The sequence below is a fragment of the Paraliobacillus zengyii genome, from assembly GCF_003268595.1.
Taxonomy (GTDB): domain Bacteria; phylum Bacillota; class Bacilli; order Bacillales; family Amphibacillaceae; genus Paraliobacillus_A; species Paraliobacillus_A zengyii.
Genome location: NZ_CP029797.1, coordinates 1,005,489 through 1,031,356 on the forward strand (window position 1 = coordinate 1,005,489; position 25,868 = coordinate 1,031,356).

27 protein-coding genes and 1 pseudogene are annotated in these 25,868 nt (G+C 35.9%); 18 read left to right on the forward strand and 10 right to left on the reverse strand.

All coding sequences use genetic code 11. From position 1 onward, the window contains the following. Positions 1–97: 97 nt before the first annotated feature. The 3 genes from DM447_RS05000 to hxlA all read right to left on the reverse strand — a co-directional run bounded on the left by DM447_RS05000 (position 98) and on the right by hxlA (position 1,786). Positions 98–463 carry a winged helix-turn-helix transcriptional regulator gene (locus DM447_RS05000; protein WP_112180175.1) on the reverse strand — a complete coding sequence of 122 codons (366 nt, stop codon included), beginning with the start codon at positions 461–463 and terminating at the stop codon, positions 98–100. A gap of 129 nt (positions 464–592) precedes the next feature. Further along, positions 593–1,150 (reverse strand): 6-phospho-3-hexuloisomerase, encoded by a 558-nt coding sequence (hxlB, locus tag DM447_RS05005; protein ID WP_112180176.1) that lies wholly within the window; start codon positions 1,148–1,150, stop codon positions 593–595. A gap of 6 nt (positions 1,151–1,156) precedes the next feature. After that, the gene (gene hxlA / locus DM447_RS05010) at positions 1,157–1,786 is read right to left on the reverse strand and encodes a 3-hexulose-6-phosphate synthase (protein WP_112180177.1); all 630 of its coding nucleotides are present in this window, start codon (positions 1,784–1,786) and stop codon (positions 1,157–1,159) included. Between the two features lie 143 nt (positions 1,787–1,929). On the opposite strand from hxlA, the gene DM447_RS18250 reads away from it, so the two are divergent. Genes DM447_RS18250 through DM447_RS05020 form a run of 3 tightly spaced genes read left to right on the forward strand, consistent with a single transcriptional unit; the run spans position 1,930 to position 3,192 of the window. After that, a complete protein-coding gene (locus tag DM447_RS18250; RefSeq protein WP_157967403.1) occupies positions 1,930–2,076 on the forward strand; it encodes a hypothetical protein in 147 nt (48 codons plus the stop codon). After that, positions 2,057–2,944: an RluA family pseudouridine synthase gene (locus tag DM447_RS05015; RefSeq protein ID WP_422385912.1), complete on the forward strand. Its 888-nt coding sequence runs from the start codon at positions 2,057–2,059 to the stop codon at positions 2,942–2,944. The genes DM447_RS18250 and DM447_RS05015 overlap by 20 nt, the downstream gene beginning before the upstream one ends. Positions 2,945–2,961: 17 nt before the next feature. Then, positions 2,962–3,192, forward strand: a complete 231-nt coding sequence (locus tag DM447_RS05020) for an excisionase family DNA-binding protein (protein ID WP_112180179.1) — start codon at positions 2,962–2,964, stop codon at positions 3,190–3,192. A 37-nt stretch (positions 3,193–3,229) separates the two neighbouring features. Here DM447_RS05020 and DM447_RS05025 read toward each other — a convergent pair whose 3' ends face one another. Further along, positions 3,230–3,676: a hypothetical protein gene (locus tag DM447_RS05025; RefSeq protein ID WP_112180180.1), complete on the reverse strand. Its 447-nt coding sequence runs from the start codon at positions 3,674–3,676 to the stop codon at positions 3,230–3,232. Between the two features lie 711 nt (positions 3,677–4,387). On the opposite strand from DM447_RS05025, the gene DM447_RS05030 reads away from it, so the two are divergent. Then, positions 4,388–5,830 carry a DEAD/DEAH box helicase gene (locus tag DM447_RS05030; protein ID WP_112180181.1) on the forward strand — a complete coding sequence of 481 codons (1,443 nt, stop codon included), beginning with the start codon at positions 4,388–4,390 and terminating at the stop codon, positions 5,828–5,830. A gap of 83 nt (positions 5,831–5,913) precedes the next feature. On the opposite strand, the gene DM447_RS05035 is transcribed toward DM447_RS05030, so the two are convergent. Both DM447_RS05035 and DM447_RS05040 read right to left on the reverse strand, forming a co-directional pair. Further along, entirely contained in the window at positions 5,914–6,360 is a 447-nt protein-coding gene (locus tag DM447_RS05035; protein ID WP_112180182.1) for a S1 domain-containing RNA-binding protein, read from the reverse strand. Positions 6,361–6,459: 99 nt separating this feature from the next. Further along, positions 6,460–8,016 (reverse strand): ABC-F family ATP-binding cassette domain-containing protein, encoded by a 1,557-nt coding sequence (locus DM447_RS05040; protein ID WP_112180183.1) that lies wholly within the window; start codon positions 8,014–8,016, stop codon positions 6,460–6,462. Between the two features lie 300 nt (positions 8,017–8,316). On the opposite strand from DM447_RS05040, the gene DM447_RS05045 reads away from it, so the two are divergent. The 6 genes from DM447_RS05045 (at position 8,317) to DM447_RS05070 (ending at position 17,256) form a co-directional block, all read left to right on the forward strand. Continuing rightward, positions 8,317–10,527 carry an FUSC family protein gene (locus tag DM447_RS05045; protein ID WP_112180184.1) on the forward strand — a complete coding sequence of 737 codons (2,211 nt, stop codon included), beginning with the start codon at positions 8,317–8,319 and terminating at the stop codon, positions 10,525–10,527. Between the two features lie 54 nt (positions 10,528–10,581). Next, positions 10,582–11,349, forward strand: coding sequence for a PAS domain S-box protein (locus DM447_RS05050; protein WP_241964560.1), 768 nt, complete (start codon positions 10,582–10,584; stop codon positions 11,347–11,349). Between the two features lie 32 nt (positions 11,350–11,381). Then, positions 11,382–12,317, forward strand: coding sequence for an LCP family glycopolymer transferase (locus DM447_RS05055; protein WP_112180186.1), 936 nt, complete (start codon positions 11,382–11,384; stop codon positions 12,315–12,317). Positions 12,318–12,560: 243 nt separating this feature from the next. Beyond that, positions 12,561–13,907, forward strand: coding sequence for an IS4 family transposase (locus tag DM447_RS05060; RefSeq protein WP_112180187.1), 1,347 nt, complete (start codon positions 12,561–12,563; stop codon positions 13,905–13,907). A gap of 1,042 nt (positions 13,908–14,949) precedes the next feature. Further along, the gene (locus DM447_RS05065; protein WP_112180188.1) at positions 14,950–15,909 is read left to right on the forward strand and encodes a calcium/sodium antiporter; all 960 of its coding nucleotides are present in this window, start codon (positions 14,950–14,952) and stop codon (positions 15,907–15,909) included. Between the two features lie 12 nt (positions 15,910–15,921). Beyond that, positions 15,922–17,256: a DUF2252 domain-containing protein gene (locus DM447_RS05070; protein WP_112180189.1), complete on the forward strand. Its 1,335-nt coding sequence runs from the start codon at positions 15,922–15,924 to the stop codon at positions 17,254–17,256. Between the two features lie 17 nt (positions 17,257–17,273). On the opposite strand, the pseudogene DM447_RS05075 reads toward DM447_RS05070, so the two are convergent. Both DM447_RS05075 and DM447_RS05080 read right to left on the reverse strand, forming a co-directional pair. Beyond that, positions 17,274–18,969: pseudogene (locus tag DM447_RS05075) on the reverse strand (IS1182 family transposase). Positions 18,970–19,140: 171 nt separating this feature from the next. Then, positions 19,141–19,368, reverse strand: a complete 228-nt coding sequence (locus tag DM447_RS05080) for a hypothetical protein (protein WP_162632566.1) — start codon at positions 19,366–19,368, stop codon at positions 19,141–19,143. A gap of 161 nt (positions 19,369–19,529) precedes the next feature. Between DM447_RS05080 and DM447_RS05085 the strand changes: the two genes are divergently transcribed. From DM447_RS05085 to DM447_RS05115, 7 genes are all read left to right on the forward strand, one after another. Then, complete coding sequence (locus tag DM447_RS05085) at positions 19,530–20,192, forward strand: ribonuclease H family protein (RefSeq protein ID WP_112180192.1); 663 nt, start codon at positions 19,530–19,532, stop codon at positions 20,190–20,192. A gap of 8 nt (positions 20,193–20,200) precedes the next feature. Then, positions 20,201–20,527, forward strand: coding sequence for a CHY zinc finger protein (locus DM447_RS05090; protein WP_112180193.1), 327 nt, complete (start codon positions 20,201–20,203; stop codon positions 20,525–20,527). A gap of 57 nt (positions 20,528–20,584) precedes the next feature. Then, positions 20,585–20,764, forward strand: coding sequence for an H-type small acid-soluble spore protein (locus DM447_RS05095; protein ID WP_112180194.1), 180 nt, complete (start codon positions 20,585–20,587; stop codon positions 20,762–20,764). A 980-nt stretch (positions 20,765–21,744) separates the two neighbouring features. Next, a complete protein-coding gene (locus tag DM447_RS05100; RefSeq protein WP_112180195.1) occupies positions 21,745–22,611 on the forward strand; it encodes an SPFH domain-containing protein in 867 nt (288 codons plus the stop codon). A gap of 14 nt (positions 22,612–22,625) precedes the next feature. Then, complete coding sequence (locus DM447_RS05105) at positions 22,626–22,775, forward strand: type II toxin-antitoxin system antitoxin (RefSeq protein ID WP_112180196.1); 150 nt, start codon at positions 22,626–22,628, stop codon at positions 22,773–22,775. Positions 22,776–22,870: 95 nt separating this feature from the next. Further along, positions 22,871–23,410 carry a DUF4334 domain-containing protein gene (locus tag DM447_RS05110; protein ID WP_232824311.1) on the forward strand — a complete coding sequence of 180 codons (540 nt, stop codon included), beginning with the start codon at positions 22,871–22,873 and terminating at the stop codon, positions 23,408–23,410. Positions 23,411–23,428: 18 nt separating this feature from the next. After that, positions 23,429–24,199 carry an SDR family NAD(P)-dependent oxidoreductase gene (locus DM447_RS05115; RefSeq protein WP_112180198.1) on the forward strand — a complete coding sequence of 257 codons (771 nt, stop codon included), beginning with the start codon at positions 23,429–23,431 and terminating at the stop codon, positions 24,197–24,199. A gap of 67 nt (positions 24,200–24,266) precedes the next feature. On the opposite strand, the gene DM447_RS05120 is transcribed toward DM447_RS05115, so the two are convergent. Then, complete coding sequence (locus tag DM447_RS05120) at positions 24,267–24,962, reverse strand: DUF421 domain-containing protein (protein ID WP_112180199.1); 696 nt, start codon at positions 24,960–24,962, stop codon at positions 24,267–24,269. Positions 24,963–25,111: 149 nt separating this feature from the next. Between DM447_RS05120 and DM447_RS05125 the strand changes: the two genes are divergently transcribed. Continuing rightward, a complete protein-coding gene (locus DM447_RS05125; RefSeq protein WP_112180200.1) occupies positions 25,112–25,357 on the forward strand; it encodes a stage VI sporulation protein F in 246 nt (81 codons plus the stop codon). Between the two features lie 60 nt (positions 25,358–25,417). On the opposite strand, the gene DM447_RS05130 is transcribed toward DM447_RS05125, so the two are convergent. After that, positions 25,418–25,798, reverse strand: a complete 381-nt coding sequence (locus DM447_RS05130; protein ID WP_112180201.1) for an SLAP domain-containing protein — start codon at positions 25,796–25,798, stop codon at positions 25,418–25,420. Between the last annotated feature and the right edge of the window lie 70 nt (positions 25,799–25,868).

Below are 25,868 nucleotides of genomic sequence, written 5' to 3' on the forward strand. Positions count from 1 at the left end.
ATGCATTTATCGATCATATGAAGCAAGTGATTAAAGATAAAAGCATATCTTAATTAAAAAGGTTATAACCATTTGATGAGTGGTTATAACCTTTTTATTATTTGATGGATTCTTTTACTTCTATTTCTTCATTTAGTACAGTGTCGATATAATTTCTTCCCCAATTATACATCGAATCTAAGATAGGCATGAGACTTTCACCATTTTTGGTTAAGGAGTATTCTACTTTAGGTGGAACGACAGGATAGACTTCACGATGAATAATTTCATCTTCCTCTAATTCTCTTAATTGATTGGTTAACATTCTTTGGGTGATACCAGGTATTAATTTTCTTAACTCACCAAAGCGTTTTGTTCCTGTTTTCCCTAAATGCCACAAAATGAGCATTTTCCATTTACCACCTATGATATGAAGTGTTAATTCCTTCTCACAGTTAAAAACCTTGTTTTCAATCCGTGCCACTATTAATCCCTCCATATTAGAACAATTTTAATCGTTCCCTTATTATAAGTGGCTTTCTTAGTATAAAAAAGTAATTCGCTCAAAAAAGCCGTGAAAGTTAATGAAAACTTCACGGCCTCTTTGTATTGTCTATTCTAAATTAGCATGGCGACCATACATGTTAGCAGAATCTAAACCTTTTCTTTCCATGAACCGAAGGATAACGGCATCGAACAACAAGAAGAGGGACTGTTCAAATAGCGAACCCATTGGTTGAATGGTTTGATAATTACCTGTTGTTTGATCTTTAGGTGAGCCAGGCATTTGTATAGCAAGATCAGCTAGTTGTGCAATAGTAGAATCTAGATTTGTTGTTAGAGCAACGATTTCTCCAGCAATTGCTTGAGCCTTTTCAGCAATAGAAACAACGTTTTTCGTTTCTCCAGATCCAGAATTAATAATAAGCATATCACCTTTTTCGAAGTTTGGTGTGATCGTTTCACCTACTACGTAAGGGTATAGTCCAACGTGCATCATTCGCATCGCAAAAGATTTAGCTGCTAAACCTGACCGACCACCACCAGCGACAAAAACTTTGTTCGCATTAAGAATACCAGTAACTAGATTTTCGACCTGTTCATCTGATATGACTTCGATTCCCTGCTCTAATTCCTTAATGATTTTCTTAAAGTATCCAGTCGTTTGCATAATGGATTACCCTTTAATTAGTTGTTGCATTTCTTTTGCTACTGCTGCTTTGTCATCTACACCAGTAATGCCGCCACCAACAATAATAAGATCTGGGTTTGCTTTAATTACTTCTGGTAGTGTTTCTAGTTTAATGCCACCAGCTACAGCAGTCTTCGCGTTTTTAACCACGCCTTTGATGGTCATAAGTTGTGCAAATGAGTTCTCACCTGCTGCCTGCAAATCATAACCTGTGTGTACGCAAATATAATCAACTCCAAGTGCATCAATTTCTTTTGCGCGTTGTTCAATGTTTGGTACATTCATCATATCAATTAGAATTTTATTGCCGTGCTTTTTAGCTTCTTCAACTGCACCAGTGATAGTTGCGTCATTTGTTGCACCAAGAATAGTAATAATGTCTGCACCTGCTTCAGAAGCTTTCATTACTTCATATCCACCAGCATCCATAACTTTAAGATCAGCCAATACTTTCAATGATGGAAATGCCTCTTTCATAGCTTTTACCGCATGAAGACCTTCATTAATAATTATTGGTGTACCAATCTCTACTATGTCAATGTATTCTTCGACTTCTTTTACAAGTTTAATTCCTTCTTCTGTATTCACTAAATCTAATGCTAATTGTAGTTCCATTTATAAACGACTCCCTTTGTTTTATTTGTACAGATTCATTTTAGTACGTTATTTATGACAATATAAGTACGCACTTTAAAAGAACATAGGCACAAAAAGTATACGAAGGACCAAGAAAGTAACTGAAAAGGAAGCAAAATTACATGGACATATTTTTAACCGGAGTGGATAAAAATAAGGATTGTATTGAAAATAAACAGTGGGGTCACGTCAGCTATAAAAAATGGTATAATGAGAAGAATATATTGTACATAAGGAAGTTGGGAAATGATGGCGAAGAAAAGAAATGAATCAGAGAATGGACAACAGTACACAGTAAAGGAAAGAATAGAATTGTTGCCATTTCTTTTGCAAGTAATCGATCGAGGAAGAAATCATGTAAAAGCTGTTCTAGCCCGCGGTCAAGTATTAGTAGATGATGAGGTTCAAACAGCCTTTAACTTACAGCTTGATCAAGGACAAACAGTTACCATACTAAAACAGGCTGTTGAAAAACAAGCACTTATAGGGCTGACGATTATGTATGAAGATGATGCTGTGATTGTTGTTAATAAGAAGGAAGGATTACTATCCGTTTCTGCACCAAACGAAAATGAACTAACAGCTTATCGACAGCTTACAGCACATGTCCGTCAGAAAAATCCGAAGAATAGGATTTTTATCGTGCACCGACTTGATCGAGATACATCAGGTGTGATGTTATTTGCAAAGACTGAAGAAGTGAAGCATAAATTGCAGGATAACTGGAAAGATGTGGTCAAAGAAAGAACCTATATTGCGCTTGTAGAAGGTAAAGTGAAGAAAGAAGAAGGTACGATTTCTACATGGTTAAAAGAGAGTAAAACTCATAAGATGCATTCAAACAAGGAACCAAATGGCGGTCAAAAAGCAGTAACGCATTTTAAAACACTTGCAACTAATGCGAAGTTTTCATTATTGCAAGTAGAACTTGAAACAGGTAGAAAAAATCAAATTAGAGCACATATGGAGGACATTGGCTTTCCGGTAGTTGGAGACAAAAAATATGGTGCTAAAACAAATGAAATTGGCAGACTTGGTTTGCATGCAAAAGTGCTGGCTTTTACACATCCGATAACGGGAGAAGATGTACGTTTTGAAGCTGATGTACCTAAATCTTTTTTCAATAAATCTAGATAGAAGGTAGGGTGATAAGTGTGTATTTGACGATTAAAGAAACAGCTGATTATTTGGAAGTAGACGAAGCACAAGTGAGACAACTTATATATCAAAAACAAATTCGAGCGTTACACGATGGTGAGAAGTATTTGGTTAATGATGAGCAATTCAATACGCATTTTGAACAAATCGAAAATTATAGACAGTTGGTACAAGAAATATTTGATGAACCTATTCCAGAAAGTGTGGATGTTAAAGACGAAGATTAAAAAAACTAGACCCCTATTGTGTAATAGGGGTCTAGTTTTAACGGCGTCTAAAACCTTCTTGTTCTAGATAATTTATTGCGCCGTTATAAGTAGCGTAAGTAGCGTCTAGTAAATCACCTGCATAAATGTTCCATGAGTCGAAGTCATTAATAATTTTCAGTGTTTGGTTTTCTGCGTTAATCCATGTTTCTTCAAATGGTTCTTGTTCAGATAGTGAATCAATTGCTTGGTTAATAACTTTGCGCAATGCTTTTTCGTTAAAATCACGGATATTAACCATTCCATTATTATCTAAGTTATAATCTTCATCAATTAGCTCTGCGAAAACATAGCCATTGCCGTTCGGATGTAAATGATAGACAACATTTTCCTTGTTGATTACACTTTCTTCAAATTGAAAATTGACACGACCAAGCGATACATCTTTGCGTTTTAACATAGGGTAAGATTCAATAATTGCAAGTTTTTCTTCAAATGTAAGCATGGTACCTCCATATAGATTGTTTTTTTTGATTCTTTTCATAAAACTAAGTTGCTATTAACGATACAATTGATTGAAAATGTGATGTAACATACCGCTTTGGAAATATACTTCGCTTTCCGTGGGCACGGCTTCAGCTAACTTAGTAAAGCAAAAAACGCTTTACTAAGTGGATCTTCAGCCCGTGCTGTTCCCACAGGAGTCTACGTATATTTCCGTCGCTAGATTAAAATAATTTTTTCGTTAATTAAAAATTACATATCAGAGAAAAATAAGCTCTCTTACTTTTTTGCAAATTGGTGCTACTTAGAAAAAATCTAGCGTATCAAGTGAAATTGGCGACACTCCTGCAGGAACAGCGCGGACTGAAGATCCACTCGGAAAGCGCCCTTTGCTTATCCGAGTTAGCTGAAGCCGTGCCTGCGGAAAGGGAGCCGATTTTGCTTGAGAAGCGGGTTAGAATATTCTGTGAGTCAGAATGTATGAATTTTTGTACCAACAGCAATCTGCTTGTAATGGGTCATTTTTTAAGATGCAGTTCATATTATAACACTTGTATTTTGAAAAATACTACTTTCTTAAAGATAATTCTACTAAAAACGAGTTTTCTCTATTTTTTCAAGTTATAATGAATATATTCCGATTTTGCATATGCTAATTCTCTTTAGAGAATCCTATATAGAAGTCGAACATACAAAAAGGTGAGGTTAATACATGAATGAAAGAAATTTCAAAGATTATGAATTAAGTGAAGAGATCACGCGCGCACTTGGTGTTTTGAAATATAAGACGCCTACAGAAGTGCAAGATAAAGTAATTCCAACTGCATTAGAGAACAAAGATCTTGTCGTGAGATCCGAGACAGGTAGTGGAAAGACAGCAGCATTTGCGATACCAATCTGTGAACAGATCGAATGGGAAGTGAAGAATCCACAAGTATTAGTACTTACACCAACACGTGAGCTTGCTGTTCAAGTACGCGATGATATTACGAATATTGGAAGGTTTAAGCGTATTAAAGCTGTAGCGGTTTATGGGAAAGAACCTATCGCCAGACAAAAAGAAGAGTTAAAACAAAAAACACATATCGTTGTTGGTACACCAGGACGTGTGATTGATCATATTGACCGAGAAACATTGAATTTGGATGAAGTGAAATATTTAGTAATTGATGAAGCGGATGAAATGCTTCACATGGGCTTTATTGACAAGGTAGAATCTATTATTAAACAACTTCCTAAAAATAGAGTGACAATGGTGTTTTCAGCGACATTACCTCAAGATGTTGAGAAGTTATGCTACAAGTACATGATTGACCCAGTCAATATCGAAATTGAGACAAATGGTATTACAACGAGTACAATTGAACACCGCTATATCGAGGTTAGAGAGGATGATAAACTCGCCTTACTTAAAGATGTAACAGTTGCTGAGAATACGGAGAGTTGTATCATTTTTTGTAAAACAAAAGAGCATGTTGATACAATCTATACCGAATTAGAAGCGGAAGGCTATTCGTGTGAAAGACTTCATGGTGGTTTAGAACAAAAAGATCGTTTTGCTATTATGGAAGGTTTTAAATTAGGGAATTTCCGTTATCTCATAGCAACTGATGTAGCAGCTCGAGGTATTGATGTTGATAATATAACACTAATTATTAACTATGATATCCCGTTAGAGAAAGAAAGTTATGTTCACCGAACTGGACGAACTGGTCGTGCTGGTAACAAGGGGAAAGCAATTACTTTTGGTACGCCTAATCAAGGAAAATATCTTGGCTCTATCGAACGCTATATTGGCTTTAAATTACCAGTAATGGATGCGCCAAGTGAACAAGAAATTGTAAAAAATAAAAAAGCTTTTAAAGAAAAAATGAATAACCGTCGTATTGTGAAAAATAATAAGACAGAGCGTATCAATAAAGATATTATGAAACTGCAATTTAATGGCGGGAAGAAGAAAAAGATTCGTGCACTCGATTTTGTTGGAACGATTACGAGTATTCCTGGTGTAGAGTCTGAGGATATAGGTATTATAACGATTAAAGATAGTTTATCCTATGTAGATATTTTAAATGGTAAAGGCTCATTAGTGTTACAAGCAATGGAGCACACGACTGTTAAGAATAAACAATTAAAAGTAAGTATAGCAGAATAATGAATTAAAATAGAACGTAAAAAAGACAAGCCATCATCTTTGTGGCTTGTCTTTATCTATATGTTAATCCAATTAAATTTAGGTTAGCCACGTCTTCCCCCTCTACCGCCTTGTTTTGATTCCTTGCTGCGTTTTAGGGTAGAAAGATTTTCTTCACTACTCTTTAAGAAGCTTGCCATTTTGTCTTCAAAGCTTTCTTTAGGCTTAAAATTACTCTTTGCGCGACCGTTTTTACCATTTCTGTCGTTTCCGCCTTGACGCGGTCGACGTGTGTAAGAAGCGCTTTGACCTTCGGGTTTATCGATTGCCTTTTTAATAGACAAGGCAATTTTTCCATCCTTCTCACTAATTACTTTAACTTCAATTTGGTCCCCTACTTTAAGGTGATCATTCACGTCTTTTACATAGCTATCTGCTACTTCACTGATATGCACAAGTCCTGTTGTGCCACCGGGTAATTCTACGAATGCTCCAAAATTAGTGATACCAGTTACTTTACCTTGAACCTTGCTACCTATTTCAATTGACAAAAAAATTTCCCCCTCAATAATTTTAAAACCAACTCATTATAACAAATATATCAAACAAAATCAAATGTGTTTCGTTAATGTAAACAAGTATTAATTGTACTAAAACACCATTGTTGTCCAATCTTCACAGTTCCAAATGTCTGTAACAAGATCTTGATAGAAATCAGGTTCGTGTGAGATAAGTAAGACACTACCTTTGTAATCACTTAATGCGCGCTTTAACTCGTCTTTGGCATCACGGTCTAAGTGGTTTGTTGGCTCATCTAGCACAAGTAAGTTGGTTTCTTTATTTATTAACTTGCACAATCTTACTTTAGCCTTTTCGCCACCACTTAAAACTTTTATTTTACTTTCAATATGTTTTCTTGTTAAACCACATTTCGCTAAAGAAGAGCGTACTTCTTGTTGCGTTAGGTGCGGGAACTCATCCCATATCTCATCTAGACATGTTTTTTGGCTCACGTCATTTGGCTCTTGCTCAAAATAACCTATATGCAAGTGCTCGCCTAATTGAACACTGCCTGATACTGGTTTGATTTCTCCAAGGATACTGCGTAATAAAGTAGTTTTACCAATTCCGTTTGCTCCAGATAAAGCTAGTTTTTGTCCGCGTTCCATCGCTAAATTAAGTGCGCGAGATAGAGGTTCATCATAACCAATTACAAGTTCATTTGTTTCGAATAAATATTTTCCAGATGTTCGAGCCGGTTTAAAACGAAAATGCGGTTTTGGTTTTTCAGCGTCTAGTTCAATTACTTCCATCTTGTCGAGTTTTTTCTGACGAGAGGTAGCCATCTTACTTGTAGCAGCATTAGCCTTATTCCGTGCAACAAAGTCTTTAAGGTTTGCAATTTCCTTTTGTTGTTTTTTATGTGCTGATGCGAGTTGTTGTTTTCTCATGTCATAAACACGTAAGAATTCATCATAGCCACCTGGATAACGTGTTACTTGCTGATTTTCCATGTGATAAATTAATGTAACAACACTATTTAAAAATGGAAGATCGTGTGAAATTAAAATAAATGCATGATCATAGTTTAGTAAATAATTGCGCAACCACTCAATATGTTCAACATCGAGATAGTTTGTCGGCTCATCTAGTAGTAAAATGTCTGGTTTTTCAAGTAATAGCTTAGCAAGCAGTACTTTTGTACGCTGCCCACCACTCAAATCGTGTACGTCAGTTTCTAAACCAAATTCATCTAATCCAAGGCCGTTCGCAATTTCTTCCACTTTTGCATCGATCATGTAGAAATCATTGTTTGTGAGCGCATCCTGCATTCGACCGGTTTCTTCAAGAAGTTTCTCAAGATCTTCTGGACCAACTTCTCCCATTTTGCCGAATAAACCATTCATCTCTTCTTCTAAGTCATATAGATACTGGAAGGCGGTTCTTAGTACATCGCGAATCGTCATTCCTTTATTTAATGAAGTATGTTGGTCTAAATAACCAACTCGGGTATGCTTCGTCCATTCTACTGTGCCAGCGTCTGGCTCTAGCTTTCCGGTAATAATATTCATAAATGTCGATTTACCCTCGCCATTGGCTCCGATAAGACCGATATGCTCTCCTGCTAATAAACGAAATGAGACATCTTCGAAGATTGCTCTGTCACCAAATCCGTGACTTAAATTTGAAACTGTAAGTAAACTCATAATGTAAACACCTTTTCTCTTATAGTTAATGCTTTTTTATTATAAAGGTGATTCGCCTAAAGTGATAGAGCTAGGAAGAAAAAAATTAAAAAGGAGTTGAGGTAATTTATGTTACAGAATTATAAGTAGTTTTATATTCCACCTAAACAGTAAAGACGATACTGTAAAAACAAGGGTATAGCGAATAAGGAAGTAATTAAATCTCCTCTTTTGATTGCGAGCATAATTTATCCTATTATTATGCTCTATGTTACTATATTAAAAAGAGAATTTGAAAAACACTGATAAAGGTTGATAAAAATGAAACATTTACATATACAACATGCGTGGGTTGGGAGATTAATAGCCTCTGATCCAGGAAGAAAGAGGTTGCAACAAGCTTTTAAGGCAACGACAAGTTTAATGATTGCAATAATGACGATGTTGCTAATTTTACGTGTTTCCAATAGTACTTTATTTACGCCAGTTATTGTCGCGGGTATGCTAGGAATGATTGGCATAATGGTTGTGATGGACGATACAAAGAAAAAGAAGCAATTCACAACATTATTATTAGCTGTTTCAGCTTCTGTTAGCATTACAATTGGTACATATCTAGCAGACAATCCTTATTATGTTGGGATAGCGATGGTGTGTATTATTTTTGGGGCGTTTTACTTTTCTAAATTTGGGTCGCGTTATTTTTCGCTAGGTATGGTAAGTTTTATGACTATTTATATATCTTCTGTATTACAACTTACACCAAATCAATTTGGCTGGTTTTATGTAGCTATATGTGTTGGTGTGATGAGTGCATTCCTAGCAAATTTTATTATATTTAAAGATTCGGCTCATGTCTTAAGAAGAAGCATGCGCTCGTACCATATTCAAGCTAATTTGACACTGACTATTTTAATTAATCTAATGGAAGATCCGATAAATAGTAAGAGGCGAATAAATAGTTTGGAGAAGAATGTTCGCAAATTGAGTGAATATGCACAGAATGTATCAGGTGATCTTAAAGAACAAGATGTTGCGAGTATTTGGCCAGGACTTAAAGCGACGCATTTACGATTATATGTTTTTGATACAGCAATGCTGATTGAAACATTGACAGATTCTATCAAACAGTTAAAAAAAGCAGAAGGACTAGAAATGGAAGAAGTAAAGCGGATGCTTGTTTGGGTAGTCAAAACCATTAGGGACGCTGAAGTTTTAGCACAAAATTATACAACAGAACATTTAAAGGAAGCAGAAAATGCGGTACAAGGACTCTCTCTTATTTTAAAAGACTTACAAATGGAGACGGCGGAAAAAGAAACTAGAAAATGGTTGTATTTAATCCGGAGAATCGAATCAATTGCAAATCATGTCGTAACAAGTGCTGCAACAATTCAAGAATCGCTACGTTACGAGCAGCTTGTTATTAATGAGGGGAAGATAGACACAGAAATAGACAGTAAGCTTACAGCAGCGACTGATCTAAAAGAGAACGGGTTAAAGCCGACTACAAAAAAAGCTTATCAAGCGATGGTGGCAAGTATATTAGCACTTTTGGTTGGTCACTGGATTTCGCCCATTCAACCTTATTGGGTTATTCTTACCGTTTTTCTCGTGTTACTTGGTACAGAATCAGTTGGTCGAACGTATATTAAAGGGCTTCAACGCTCATTAGGAACAATATGTGGTGCGATCATTGGTTTTCTACTTGCACAACTTGTATCTGGTCATACGCAAATAGAGGTTGCCTTATTATTTATTGTTGTCTTCTTTACTTTTTATTTCTTGACGGTTTCTTATACACTAATGAGTTTATTTATGACGATTCTGATTGCTTTTATGTATGATATTATCCTTGGTGGAATTAGTTATCAATTATTAGGTATACGGGTAATTGATACAATATGTGGTGCCATTATAGCGCTTGGTGTATCTACTTTTATATTTCCTACTAAAACGGTTGATAAGGTAGCCCAATCTTTTGTCGATTATTTAACGATATTAAATCCATTTCTAATAGATTATGTGAGGGGCTTTAGAGAAGACGTTGATGTTAAAGGTCTCTCAGGTAATGCATTTGATATGGATCTCAACTTACAAGTAATAAAAAATGCTGCCCAATCATTACTTCAACGCCCTGGTAGTATGGTTGATAAGAAAATCCCTCGTTGGATAACGCTTTTTACAGCAATCAATTATTATGCAAAACATCTCGTTGCATCCTCTTATCAGAATGAATTTTATTTACCAGAAGAAATCAAGGCTGACTTTAGGGAAATGGAAGAAAAGCTACAACATAACATGGAATTATTAAGTGAATTAATTAGTGGCAATCAACACCAAGGCGTTGTGTATCATTTAACGGAGCAAAGAGAGCGAATCGAAAGACTTACTTTAAGTGAAGAAAAAAACAAAAATGACTTAACGCATCATCTCTATTACGTATGGAAAATTAATGAAGCGATTGTTCTGTTAGCAGTTGGTTTAGGTGCACAGGAAGCTTCTACTAGTGAAATGCTACCTTTTAAATAAGGTGCAAAAGGTGTATTATGAAAGAGGAATAAGTTGAAGGAGGGAACATAATTGGTGAAACAGTCGAATCATAATTTATCCGACAAAGAAAAAGTAGAACTGTATCATCAAGTTGTTGAGTACGCCCTGGAGACGACGATTATTCATTCAAATCAGAAGGTTTTATACATAAATGAACCAGGTGCCAAGTTCTTAAAAGCAAACCAAAACGATCTTATCGGAGCAAATGTGGTTGATGTTTTTACGGAGAAATATAGAGATTATATTGTAGAGCGAATACGTAAGGGAACAGAGGAACGAACGGTTAGTGAACTAGTTGAAACAACGATCTATCGTGCAGATGGAACAACTGTTGATGTTGAGTTGTTTTGTCATCCAGTAATGTACGGTGAACTCGAAGCAATTCAATCTACGATCAGAGATTTAACACCACAAAGAGAAGCTGAAGCAGAGCTTGAACAAATGATGCGTGACGTAGGGACACCTATTGTACCTGTGCATGATGGGATTGCAGTTATTCCGCTCATTGGAGATTTGAATGAGGTTAGGACAGAGGAACTAATCGAGATCATTCCTGAGAAAATACAAGGATATGATTTGGACTATTTAATTATTGATCTCTCTGGTATTTATAATATAGACGAAGTGGCAGTACAGTTTATCTACAGAATAGATGAAATCATGCAATTACTAGGCTTAACTTTAATCTTTACAGGTTTTAGACCTGAATTAGCTAGAAAATCAATAGAAGCTAGCCTGAGTAAGGGAACATTACGAACAATGTCAAATGTTAAACAAGCGTTACATCAGTTAGTTAAATGATTTAAATACTATTATTAGAAGAGGTGCTTGGGTTGGGTCGAAAAGAAAAAAGACAAAAGAATAAAAAAAATAGATGGTGGAAAATAACATTGCTAGTTGTTGGGTTGTTTGTATTAATAGGTGGTGGATATCTTATTTCATTCTATATGAATGTAAAAGATACCGTAAATAATGATCTTCATGAATCTGTTACGGCTATTGATAATGATGTAACGAAGGAGAAGATGGCAAGCAATTCACCACTTAATATTTTATTGTTAGGCGTCGATGAACGCGAAAATGATAGAGGTCGTTCTGACACAATGATTGTGTTAACACTAGATCCGAGTAATGAGCGCATGCAAATGGTAAGCATTCCACGGGATACAAGAACGGAAATTATCGGTCATGGAACAGTGGATAAAATCAATCACTCTTATGCATTTGGTGGTAGTAATATGTCGGTGGACACGGTTGAAAACTTTTTAGATATTGAAATTGATTATTATGTACGTGTAAATATGGAAGGTCTACAACAACTCGTAGATTCGGTTAATGGCGTATCGGTAACAAATACACTGGCATTTACAAATGGTAGTTATGAGTTTCCAGAAGGTGAACAGGAGTTAGACGGCAGAGAAGCATTGGCTTATGTTAGAATGCGAAAAGATGACCCTCAAGGAGATGTCGGACGAAATGAAAGACAACGACAAGTTATTGAAGGTGTTATTAGTAAAGGTGCGAGTTTTAGTGGGGTAAGTAAGATTAATGAGATTCTATCGGTTCTAGGTGAAAATGTGAGTACAAACATGGACTTCTCAGATATGAGTGTAATGGTTACAGACTATAGAGGTGCGCGCAAGGATATTGAAACCTATCAGATTACTGGAGAGGGTACGACAATTGATGGTATTTGGTACTTGCAAGTTCCAGACGAAGAAGTTCAAAAAACACATGATTTGATTGAAGACTTCGCAAACGGAATATAATAATAAATGCAACTTTCGAAGCGTGAAACAGGCATTTAAGTTTGGATGAAGCTAGAAACTTTTAAAAAATGTTCATTACTGAATAACCATAGACTCTGAGGTAACTGCCCTGTTGATTTCCGCTACAGGCAGTCGCTTTCCGCGGGCACGGCTCATAGCCGTCAAGCTAAGCACTACGGTTTAAAGAACTAGAAAAATACGATACCCTAACGGATAAGGAAAATTTATTTGGAGGGAGTTTCGATGCGTTTCAAGAAAGAAATGGAGCCATTTATTCAAGGCATTCATCAGGTGTTATCAGTCTCTGAGGTGCGTCAATGGGCGCGTGAAATTGGCTTTGTTCAACGCCAAAACAAATTAAAGCCAGAGGATTTTCTAAGTATTTGTGCTTTTATGCAACAAACGGTTGGCTCTGAACGATTGAGTAAGTTATGTGCAACGATCACGCGCTTATCTGGCGCAGATATATCTAAACAAGCCTTACATCAACGTTTCAATGAGAAAAGTGTAGCCTTTCTCAAGGGGATTTTTTATCAACTAGCTGAACAACAAGCTCTTTTTACGCGTCCATTATATATAGATCATTTATTTTCTCGTATCCGTATTTTAGATGCCACTTCTTTTGGTGTACCTAAAAATGATCCAGATCACCCGGATGGTGCCAAAATCCAATTAGAATATGAACTATTTGAAGGGAAATTTCTGCATACATTCCTTTATGACCAAACAAAAAGCGACCAATACGCAGCACGTGAATTGGCAGATACAATTGAATCAGGAGATCTTATCTTGCGCGATTTGGGTTACTTTTCTGGCGAACATTTGAAGAAAATAGAGCGTGCAGGTGGCTTTTATATCTCACGTGTTCCTGCCAATATGACGTTTTGGACATGGGATGAAAAAGGGAAGATGATGGAAATCAAACCAGAAGAAGATGCAAAAAAATTGGAACCTGGAGAGGCGATAGATTATGGACACATTCAAATCGGAAAAAAAGGAAAAAACACACTTCAAACGCGTCTTGTCGTGCAACAATTAACCGAGGAACAGAAAATGAAAAGAGAGGGGTATTTACAAAAGAGAAGACGGAAAGGGGGTCACACCCAATCCGCCACCAAAAAAAATCAAATCCAAATCCTTGCCACCAATATAACATCGGATCAAGTAGATATGCAAGGGTTATACCCAATCTATTCCTTACGTTGGCAAGTGGAAATTCTATTTAAAACATGGAAATCATTATTTCATATCGACAAGGTGCGCGCAATGAATCCTGAACGGTTTGCGTGCCATTTATATGGTACGCTAATTCATATTCTTCTATCATCTATGATTGCTTTTCAATGTCGTTATTACCTCTATCAGAAGCATCAGATCGAAGGCAGTGAGTTCAAATGTATCGACCATGTGAAAAGCGCCATTGAAGAGGATCAAGGCCAAGCGTTGTATCATAGCACTTCCTTTATTACATTGATAAAGAACATCTATCAAAATGTCTACAGGCATGGAAGGAAAGATCATCGTTATCAACATAAGAGTCCTTTTGACATTCTATATCTTACGTATGAACAAACCTTCCAAGCAGTATAGGCTTACGGTATACATTTTTTTAAAATAGTAAAGTGGCTTATTATTACACATACATCTAATTGGAAAATAATTCAACTTTATGTTAGAAGTTAGTTGCGTAATGTTTGTTTTTTCTATAGTTTATCCTTAGCTTGACGGCTATGGGGCACGGCTTCAGCTAACTTCGTAAAGCACAAAATGCTTTACGAAGTGGATCTTCAGCCCGTGCTGTTCCCGCAGGAGTCGACTGCCCTACGCTACAATCAATCCGTATAGTGTGAACAACTGTTGTAATAAGCATAATAAAATTTTATTACCAGCAGATAACGTTTTACTTTTAAAGTCTGTCTAGTGATAGAAGTAAATGAGTGCTATTCTAGTAGGGAAAATGCGAACTATTGCTGCAGGAGTTTCAACTATTTCGCTTACTCTGCTGTTATTTGTGATACAGCCTCGGTGCTGCTGTGCCTGAACTATTTGTATAGGGTTCCATTAGACCACCTTTAACGATTTCCTGTATTACAAACTAATTCGAATAGCTATTCAAAAAAAACGAGATGCTTCTTTGTATGCAGTTCATTTAATTTTTGCTAACTTCTATTTTAATTACAAATAACAAGCATTTTATACGATTCTTAATTTGCGTACTCACACTAGCGGATCAAATGAAATTGATGAGACTCCTGTAGGAACAGCACGGGCTGAAGATCCACTCGGAAAGCGAACTTTGCTTATCCGAGTTAGCTGAAGCCGTGCCTACGGAAAGGGAGTCAATTTCATTTGAGGAGCGTGTAAAAACTTCTTTATATCTTACGACGGAATTTCTCTCAAGTACGTCAGATAAACGCACTGATGATTACCAAAGTAGCGTGAAGTCAACTTCGATAAAAAAACAATCACTTAGAAAACAGACTTTTTAAAAGACTATCAAGCAAGATAAAAGCTTTTGCATAACCTAAATGTTTCAGACGTGTTCTTTAGTGGAAAACTGTAATAATAAAGCTTAAATTAAACGAAAATGGTATAAACTAATTTTAATGTTTGTATTTGAAGGGAAATAGAAATGACCTACTTACTACTTATTATAGGATTTGTCTTATTAATAAAAGGTGCTGACTTCTTTGTTGATGGTGCTTCAAAAATAGCCCAGACGTTACATGTTTCCCCTTTGTTAATCGGTTTGACGGTTGTCGCATTTGGAACAAGCTCACCAGAAGCTACAGTGAGTATTGTTTCAGCTTTAGAGGGTAATGCAGGTGTAGCAATGGGGAATGTGGTCGGAAGTAATATCTTTAATATAACGATTGTTGTTGGTATAACCGCACTATTAAATCCATTACAAGTAGAAAATGAAACAATTAGAAAAGAAATACCATTTGCTATGTTAGCGAGTGTTGCTTTATTGATTCTCATTAGTGATATAACTTTACAATCAATGGGTGCTAACTATATTACTAGAGGTGACGGTTTTGTCTTGTTATTATTCTTTGCTGTGTTTTTGTACTACATTTTTGAAGTAGCACGTAAAAGCCGTGATAAGGCAAAACAAGAACAAACGAATACCGGAGAGAAACCATTATGGACAAAGAATATTATACTTACAGTTGGTGGTCTCTTAGCAATAATCTTTGGTGGAGAACTAGTTGTAACAAATGCAACAGAAATTGCCCTATTGTTTGGTATGAGTGAAACATTGGTAGGATTAACGATTGTAGCAATCGGTACATCTCTACCAGAATTGATTACATCCATTACTGCGGCAATCAAAAAACAAAGTGAGATTGCCTTAGGAAACATCATAGGCAGTAATATATTTAATGTATTCTTTGTTTTAGGTTCTGCATCGATTATCTCACCGTTAGCCGTAGAAAATAAACTAGTACTTGATGTACTTATTATGATCGTAATGACAATATTATTACTTATTTTCTCACGGACGCATTTTAAAGTTGGAAAACTAGAAGGTGTCATATTAGCTGTTTTTTATATATTGTACATGATTTATATTATTATCAGAAATTAGGGGGATTAATAGATGGTACAAGGCGTGAAACAACGTATTAGAAATACAAATAATTATTTGCGGAAACAAACTATACACGAAATTATGGAACAGTTTGATGAGCAAATTATGCATTTAAGTAAGGCTAATCGACGTGTCAAATATACGAAAATGAAAAAAGATGCGTATAGTTTTTTCCGTGGGAGTATCTATTTATTCTATTATGATGTAACTAAAATTCCTTTTTCTTATCATACGACTGATGATAAACCTGCATGGATAATGGGTGATTTACATTTTAACAACTTTAGCGCTTTTCAAAATGAGGATCAAGCGATCATCTTTGATGTAGATGATTTTGATGAAGGCTATTTCGGTTCTTACTTATATGATGTGTTACGCATGGTCGTAAGTATTCGATTGATTGCAGACGAGCAAGGGATTGCTGAAGAGGAGCATGACAAGCTTGTAGAAATCTATTTGAAAGCTTATTATAAAGAACTGAAAAAATTTGCTGAAGCTGAAAAAGATCCAGTTACAAGACAATTTACAACAGAGAATACGAAGGGTGCGATTTCAACGACATTAGACAGCTTAATGGATAGAAAAGAAACACATGCACTTGAAAAGCAAACATATATAAATGAAGATGGCGAGCGCAAGTTTGATCGTAAAAAAACAAAATTTGATGATGTGACAAATAATGAGTATAAGGAAATTAATAAAGTATGGGATGACTATTTAGATAGTATAAAGCGTGATGTTTTTAAAGGGAAAGAGCATTACCAAATAAAAGATATTGTTAAAAAAAGTGGAGCAGGAATTGGTTCTATAGGGTTGAAACGCTTTTATATATTAATTGCGGGTCAAGAGGAAGACATTATCTTAGAAGCAAAGGAAGCCCGTACACCAGTCCCTGCATACTTCTGTGCGTATAATGAAACGTTTTGGGAAGAAAATAATCATCAAGGAAAACGCGTAATTAACACCCAACAATCTATGCATCATAAAGCAGATCCATACTTAGGTTACTTTACCATGCAAAACCGTCATTTTTATGTAAGAGAACGATCCGCGTATGAAAAGGATTTAGATACAACTGAACTGCATGAGTTTAAAAAAATGAAACAAACGTTAAAAACGATGGGGAAAATATCCGCGAAGATTCATGCACGTGCTGATGCAGATATTGAACACGGAATTCTAGATTATCACGGTGAAGATGAGATCTTAAAAGCCATTGGTGATGATAAAGCTGGTTTTAAAAAAGAGATGATCGTTTGGTCTAAGTTTTATAAAGAACGAGTTCAAACGGATTATGACTTGTTTAATGAATGGTTAAAAGAATATTACTATAAAAAGAATTAGGAAGCAATGGCGATGAACTATAAAGCACTATAAAAAAGAGGCTGGGACATAACTAGCCAAAATAACGAAAAAGATTCCGATCATCTTAGGAAGATGGTCGGAATCTTTTTTTGTTGGATTATTTTCAGGATTTGTTGGACCATGCGCATGCTTAGCCGTGTACTTTCTCAAGTTCACCGCCATGAATGCAAATCCTAATTCATTTTCCACTTTCTTCTTGCCTCTTACTGACATACGAGTGAAACGCAAATTAGCCTTCAAAAATCCGAAGACTGGTTCTACATCTATTTTTCGTTTGCCATAGATTTTACCGGTTTCTTTTTCTGAAAGCTGCTGTTTTGTGTATGCTTTTTGTTGTTCCCATTTTTCATTATAATAAATTTTTCGATTATTTCCTTCCTTTGCTTTTGTACAGTGGGAACGCAACGGACAATCCGAACAGTCTTCACATTCATAGACTTTAAAGGATCGGGTGAAGTTATCTTTACCTGTTCGATTAGATAGATACTGGAAAGCCACTTTTTTATCATTTGGACAACGGAAAGAATCACTCGCTTCATCATACGCCCAGTTCATTGTGTTAAAAGGGTCTTGCTTATATTTCTTTGTCTTCTCTTTTCGATACATATTGTAGGTAATCAGCGGGATGCGCTCCCGATTAATGCGGACATCTTCATAATTCTGTTCACTTCCATACCCTGCATCAGCTACGATATATGTGGGAAGTTCAAAGAAGCTTTCCTCGATTTTATCTAGAAAAGGAGTGAATGTGCGTACATCAGTTGGATTGGGAAATACGTCATATGCGAGTGTATATTGTCCTTCGGTCGCAATTTGTACATTGTAACCTGCTTTTAATTGGCCATTATTCATATAATCGTCTTTCATGCGCATAAAGGTGGCATCATGGTCTGTCTTTGAATAACTATTGCGCGCTTCAAATATAAGCCTATCCTTTTCGTATTTTTGTTTGCGTGCTACGTAATCTTTAAACTGTTTGCGGTATTTTTTTGGTGTTTTCCTTGCAGAGCGAAGCTGCTTCCGTTTGCTGACATCTTTACTTTCTTCGATCTGTTTGTCGTATCCTTCAACGGTCTTCTCTAGTTTCTCAACTACTTTTTCGAGTTCTTTAGTGGATAGTTCTTCCGTACTTTCGCGTTCTATTTCTGGAATAATTTCGTTTGCCAATAATTCATCGTACAGTTGATTTGATTTCTCCACCAAATTCGCACTGTATTTTTCAATCGCTTTTCGCCAAACAAACGTAAATTTATTGGCATTTGCTTCTATTTTGGTGCCATCAATAAAGATCGCTTCCTGGTCAATCAGCTCTTCTTTCACCAGTTGGCATCGAAATTGTACAAAACATTGGCGTAACAGTTCTTGTACTTCTTCATTGACTCGAAAACGGTTAATCGTGCGATAGCTTGGCTCATAGCCTTGCGCTAACCACATCATACGGACACTATCTTTCAGCAATCCTTCAATTTTTCTCCCAGAGAAAACAGATTGCGTGTAAGCACATAAAATAACCTTCATCATCATTCGCGGATGATAAGCAGGACAACCTGTTTCATGTAAGAAAAAAGAAAATGCTTTATCTGGTATTTGGTCTACTAAGTCATGGATCGTATAGGCAATATCATTTTCTTGCAATTTCATTTCAAAATCTAACGGCAAAATTACTTGATTCATGTTATAATCTTTAAACATAAGGATACCTCCGATTGTTATTGTGTGGTACTTTAATTTTATCAGAAGGTATCCTTTTTTACTTACTAAAATTTTCGATTTTATAAAAAAGTTGCATCTTCCAACTACCGTTGGAAGATGCAACTTTTTATTGTTTATCTGAGTTTTGTCCCAGCCTCTTCTTGTTAGTTATTACCATGCTTCAAAATGTGCATTGTTATTTTTGGCTTCTTGTTCGGCTATTGTTTGGACCGCATTCGTTGGTTGAACTTGGGATTGTGAATTGTTAAATGCATTGCTAATTTTTTCTGGTAACTGTTGAAGTGTACCGTTTTGCATACCTTTTCTAATACCGTAAACTGCTGCACTTGCCGCACCTATTGTTAAAGCTTTATTCATCATACCCATGGGATTAATCATCCTTTCGTATTTATTATCAGGAGCATTTATAGTTTTAAATAAAATGCGTTTCCTATACAACAATTCATTTTCCATGTCTTTTGCATATGGTAAAATAGTACAGAAGCTAAGGATGTTTTAACAAAGAATGGGAACAGTAAAAATAAAAAGGTGGTTCTACTGTGAACGTCAGAATGGAGTTAACCTATCGAACAGCAAAAGGAACAGAAACGAGATTTAGTTCAGATCAAATGCGTGCTGCAAAAGCAATGTTAATTGCAGATGATTTCGATAGAACGGGTCGGATCAAAGCGATAGAATTTATTGATGAACGAGATATTAGTTGGACAATGAAAGAAATGAAAAAATACTTAGAAGAAATTGAAACAGAGCCACATGATGTGAAGGTTTATTTTGATGGTGGTTTTGATCATAACACGAATAGGTCTGGTTTAGGCTGTGTCATATATTATCAACAAAATAAAAAATCATTTCGATTACGTAAAAACGCATTAGTAGAAGAATTAAATACAAATAACGAAGCAGAATACGCAGCTTTTCATATGTGTGTAAAAGAATTAGAAGGATTAGGTGTACACCATTTACCTGTTGTCTTTGTAGGTGATTCGCAAGTGGTAATTAAGCAATTAAATGGAGAATGGCCATGTGTGGAGGAAGAGTTAAACAGATGGGCTGATCGAATTGAAAATAAATTAGACAAGTTAGGAATCACGCCAGCATATAGAGCGGTTTCTAGAAAAGAGAATCGAGAAGCGGATCAATTAGCTTCACAAGCTTTAAAAGACATAGAGATTATGAGTACGCTTGAGCTGACAAAGGAGTAGGTTGAATAATGATTATCCACGGACATCATGTTGAGGGGAACGTTATTGATAGTCAAACACGCTGTTCACATTATCATCAAATTGAGGATGTTATTGCGATTAAGTTTAAGTGTTGTCAGACGTATTATCCCTGTTATAAATGCCACCAGGAGAAAGCGGATCATCATGCAATATTGTGGACTGAAGAGGAATTTGATACGGAAGCAATTTTGTGTGGTGTTTGTGGTAAGACTATTTCCATTGAAACGTATTTAGGTGGAAATTCAACTTGTCCACAATGTGAAGTAGCTTTTAACCCTGGATGTAAAATACATCGTCATCTATATTTTGAATAAGAATGTATAATTTAATTTTATAGGAGAATTATATAGATGAAATAGGAGGTTATACTTATGGATGAAAAAAGAGCACAAGAAATCGTGTCTTCACCAGAAATGGTAGGCGTTAATTATAATGGTGGAAAAGTCTATATTGAACATGTCGATCAAGGAACTGGAAATGCAACAGTCCATCCTCTTGATAATCCCGATATTAAACAAAGTGTGAAGGTAAATGAATTAGAAGAAGAATAATGGTTAGAAAGCATCGCACATTTGCGGTGCTTTTATTTGTACTAAATAAACTTTCTCAGAGTGAAACAGGAAAATATGTCTTGGTAAACTTGAGAGAAATTGCGACGTAACATAACGCTCTGGAAATATACTCCGCTTTCCGTGGGCACGGCTTCAGCTAACTCGGATAAGCAAAGACCGCTTTCCGAGTGGATCTTCAGCCCGCGCTGTTCCCACAGGAGTCTTCGCATATTTCCATCGCTAGCAAAACGTAATCCATTGTTATTGTTCATAAAAGTGGTTTGAAATCATGCGAATAACGAGCATTTATAAGTGAATTGAATCTACCTATGGGAGCATAAATCCCTTCTTGCATGAGCTGAAAATTGCAATTAAGAAAAAGACAATCTCATTATTGTTATAATGTTTGCAAAGTTATTTTTATTGATATGAAAAACCAGCCTGTGGAAAGGGAGTCAATTTCATTTAATACGCTAGCATGAAACGTACTGCATAATGATTGTGTATGGAAGTTAATTACACTTTAGCTACAAACAAGCTTATCAATTGTTTATATGCTACATTATATTTGTTCTTCAGAGCGGAGGAAGCAAATGGTTGAGACTCCTGTGGGAATAGCACGAACCGAAGATCCTCTATAGAAGCGTTCTTTGCTTCTATAGATAGCTGAGGTTGTGCCCACGGAAAGCGAAACTATTTGCTGACGTAGCGAGTAAGACCAGAATGTTTCGTCACAGTTGATGATAATTTCGACGCAAGGAACGCTACGTCGTAGTTTAAGTAATTCAGTCATAAACAACAATATTTTTAAATACTGTTTTAAATATTGTCAATCTATATAGAGACTCCAAGCTCATAACAGCCAACGAATAGTACTTATTTTTTATGTGTTAAAGTAATATTTAAAAACAAAATCTATAACAAGTATGATATAATAGTGATATCACATTAGTATCATTAATTTGTAGAGGAGTTTTTATATGACGGAAAAAAAAGCAAGTGTTTCAAACGGTTTTTTAGCTATCGTGGTAATGACAGCTATTCTAGCAGGAGGAGTCTTTCTGTTAGTTAGCGAACTAACAGATGTGAATCCTAGTTCGGCAATGATTGTAGTAAGCATTATATTGATACTTGTTGCACTTATTATGAGCACTGGTATTGTTTTAGTAAAGCCTAATGAAACAAGAGTGGTGTTATTTTTCGGTAGATATTTAGGAACACTTAGGGAAAGTGGTTTATGGTGGACAACACCATTAATCACGACACAGGTTATTAGTATTAAGGTTTTTAATTTCAATACACCAAAATTAAAAGTAAATGATGTAGATGGAAATCCGATTGAAATTGCCGCTGTTATTGTATACAAAGTTTTAGACACTGCAAAAGCTGCATTTGATGTAAATAGTTATACTAAATTTCTTGAAACACAAAGTGAATCTGCGCTTCGATATATCGCAAGTCGCTATCCATATGATCGAGAGAATAATGAAGAACATTCCTTACGTGGTGATTCAGAAAAAGTTTCGCAAGAATTATTAGAGGAAGTGCAAGAGCGACTTAAAGCAGCAGGTGTCGAAGTAATTGAAGCACGGCTCACACATCTGGCTTATGCACCGGAGATCGCTTCTGCAATGTTGCAACGCCAACAAGCTGCTGCTATTATTGCGGCACGTGAAAAGATTGTTGAGGGTGCAATTGGAATGGTACAATCAGCTATTGAGAGGTTAGAAAAGGACTTCGAGTTAGATGAGGAGCGTAAGGCAGTTATGGCGAATAATTTGATGATCGCCATTGTATCTGACAGAGGTACACAACCTGTCATCAACACTGGATCACTATATAACTAAATAGGACTGATTTAATGGCTAAAAAAAAGCAATATCCACTCAGGATCGATCCAGCACTTTATGAAATATTAGAAAAGTGGGCACAAGACGATTTACGAAGTGTTAATACCCATATTGAATATTTGCTAAGAGAAGCAGCAAAAAAAGCAAAACGACTGAAATAGAAACAAAGAACAGTCTAAAGCTGTGGGAATACGATTACTCACCTCATTGAAAAGACTTGCCCACACAAATGGCTTTTACAGAAAGGTGGAGTAGTGTGAGCAATAAAGAAGATTTACAACAAATGCTTAGAGATGGAGCATCGCAGGAAGCTGCATTTCAATTATTTGATGCACTTGAAGTGGTTAATTTCGAAACGATGTGGGGATTGTGGAAAGGATCGGAAATTACGACAGGTCATCCACTCGAAGGGTTATTAACAGCAGCCGGTTGGTATGGGAAGCGGTTTGAAAATCCTGAATCTGTCTATCCGTTAGTTTTTCAGAAACCAGATGGTACATTGTTTACCGGGAATCCAGCATTGCTTCCATTAAACCTGCCATTTGATAAAGTTCCTTTAAAAGCAATCTCTATCGGAATGAAAATGGTACGTCCCTTTTTTTCAACGGAGAAAAGTAGTGCAAGGCTTCGAATAACTGATTATCGGGGTAAACCAAGTGCCAGTATGGTTTACGATGCGAAAGCAATTATCGATGTATTTAGGAAAGTTGATGAGACGACATTAATGGGTGTAATGGATATAAAAAACATTCAACATGGAATATCCTACTTTTTTGTACTGCAAAAAATAAGGTGAAGAAAGGAATGAAATAATATGGGTTCAATTGCTATTGTGACAGGAGCTTCATCAGGTATTGGCAGGGAAATAGTTAAACGTATTGATCGTGATTATCCTGCTATTGAAGAAGTATGGGTGGTTGCCCGAAGAGAAGATAGATTAGTCGAATTAGCTAAAGAAGTTTTCATTAAGTTAAAAATACTCCCTTTAGATGTGGCTCGTCCAGAGAGTATTGAAACCTTAAAAACAGAATTAGAAATTACGAAATCAAATGTAAAATTGTTAGTTAATGCGGCAGGTTATGGTAAATTCGGGAAAATCGGTTCCCTTCCATTAGATGAAGAGGTAGGTATGGTTCGGCTGAATGTTGAAGCTATGACAGCTGTCACAAGCACTGTCTTACCTTATATTTTATCTGGAGGCAAAATCATTCAAATTGCTTCAAGTGCGGCTTTTGCTCCGCAACCGAACTTTGGAATATATGCAGCTACCAAAGCTTTTGTTCTTTCTTACAGTCGCGCATTAAACGAAGAGTTGAGAGAAAAAAACATTACTGTTACTGCGGTTTGTCCTGGTCCAGTTAAAACAGAATTTTTTGATGTGGCAGAGACGTCGAATCAGATTTCATTTATGGATGTGTTACCTAAAACAAATCCCAAAGATGAAGCAAGACATGCATTAAAAGATAGTCAAAAGGGAAAGGCCATTTCTACATATGGGTCTGTCGCAAAAGGATTCCGAATCGCTAGTAAATTACTGCCTGTTGGAGTCATATTGCTAGCTACCCGTTACTATATGAAAGACTAATCTAGTAATTAATCCGTAAGTGATGATACAAAACTTACGGATTTTTTTGGCTGAATTTTTTAAGCTATCAATGCACAGTATCGTTCGTGTTATCGATGTACAATGTTCCATCCTTCTGTACAGCAGCATAAAAGACCTCATCAATAGAACCCACACCAGCACTTTCTAATTGTTTCATTACCCAATCTTTATTTAAATGAAGTTTTTCTAAATTATTGTTATCTATTTTACCATCGGATACGATCATCGTTGGAGTCGGAAACACATTTGCTTTATTTTGAATTTGAAGATCCGTCTTTGCCAAAGGTTTTACTTTTTCCTTCTTATCTACAGAGAGGCTTCCGTCAGTTTCAAAAATAGCATAATCGACATCATTTATTGCAAAAATATTTTTCTTACGTAGCAATACATTTAAAGCGTCTATGTCTAGACGAACCTTTCTTAATTCTTCTTCCATTATTTTACCTTCTTTAATCACAACTCGAGGCTGTCCTGCAACTGCATAACGAAATTTTGTTGACTTAAGGTCAATGATGCCAATAACTATAGTTATCGCGCTCCACACAGCTAAAGCGTACACGCCATTTCGAATACTTAGCGTTTGATCAATTGCGAGTGAGGCACCTATTGTACCAATTGCTATTCCAGAGACAAAGTTAAAAAAAGTCATTTGTGATATTTCTTTTCTCCCCGTCATTCTTGTTAAAATTAATAAGGTTGCAAAGGCTATAACTAGCCTGATGGATAGTGTGGAAATAGACATGATGTTAGCTCCTTTTTTATAAAAATCTTAATTAATAATATTCTCTTTATAGTTGAGACTATACAAAAAAGTAAATTTGTTTATTATGGTTCATTAATCCAAGCCTTACGTATTGTTTTTCATAAGTTAATATGTAAAGGAGGGATTCTATGAGTCAAGACATGTTCAAAAATGTAGAAAAAAAGACCGGAGTAGATATGAAGAGTATTGCTAAGGTTGCTGGTGCATACAGTGGGAAGAACCTTAAAGATGAGAAAACTATAAGGCAGTTAATTAAACAAGTTAGTCAATTGGCTGGGAAAAGAGTAACAAAAGAAACAGAAGATAATATAGTCAAAATGTTAGTAAGTGGTAAGAAAATTGATGAATCAACAATTAAAAAAATGATCAAGTAAATTAAAAAGACGTTCAACATTTCTGTTGAGCGCCTTTTTGATGAATTAGTGTAGCTGAAATCAATTAATAATTTCTACCACACCATCTTTAAATAAGCAATCCGCTTGTAAACTGTTTGTTGGGAAAATAAATGTCCATGGCATACTGGTTTGTTCGGCAACAGTTGAAGTCGGAGAATTGAAGGTATGCTTGCCCTTGATTTGCTTCTTTTCTGTGTATTGAAGTGTTTTACCGTGAAAATGAAAAGACTCTTTCGTAAAATTATGAATTAATACCGTTACTAACAATTCTCCTTTATGATTTTTAGCAACGGTTACTGGTGCTAATGTTATCGCATTATCTTGATGGTGCTTTGTTTCTGAGAATATTCTTTCGATTCTTTTTCGGTCTTGATCAGCTATTGTCTTATCCCAAGCTGATTCAAATTGTAGTTGTTGCATGGTTGATTGCTCCTTTTTACGTTATAATTATGTTAAGTATAACAGAAGTAGTTCTAAGGAGGATGAAACT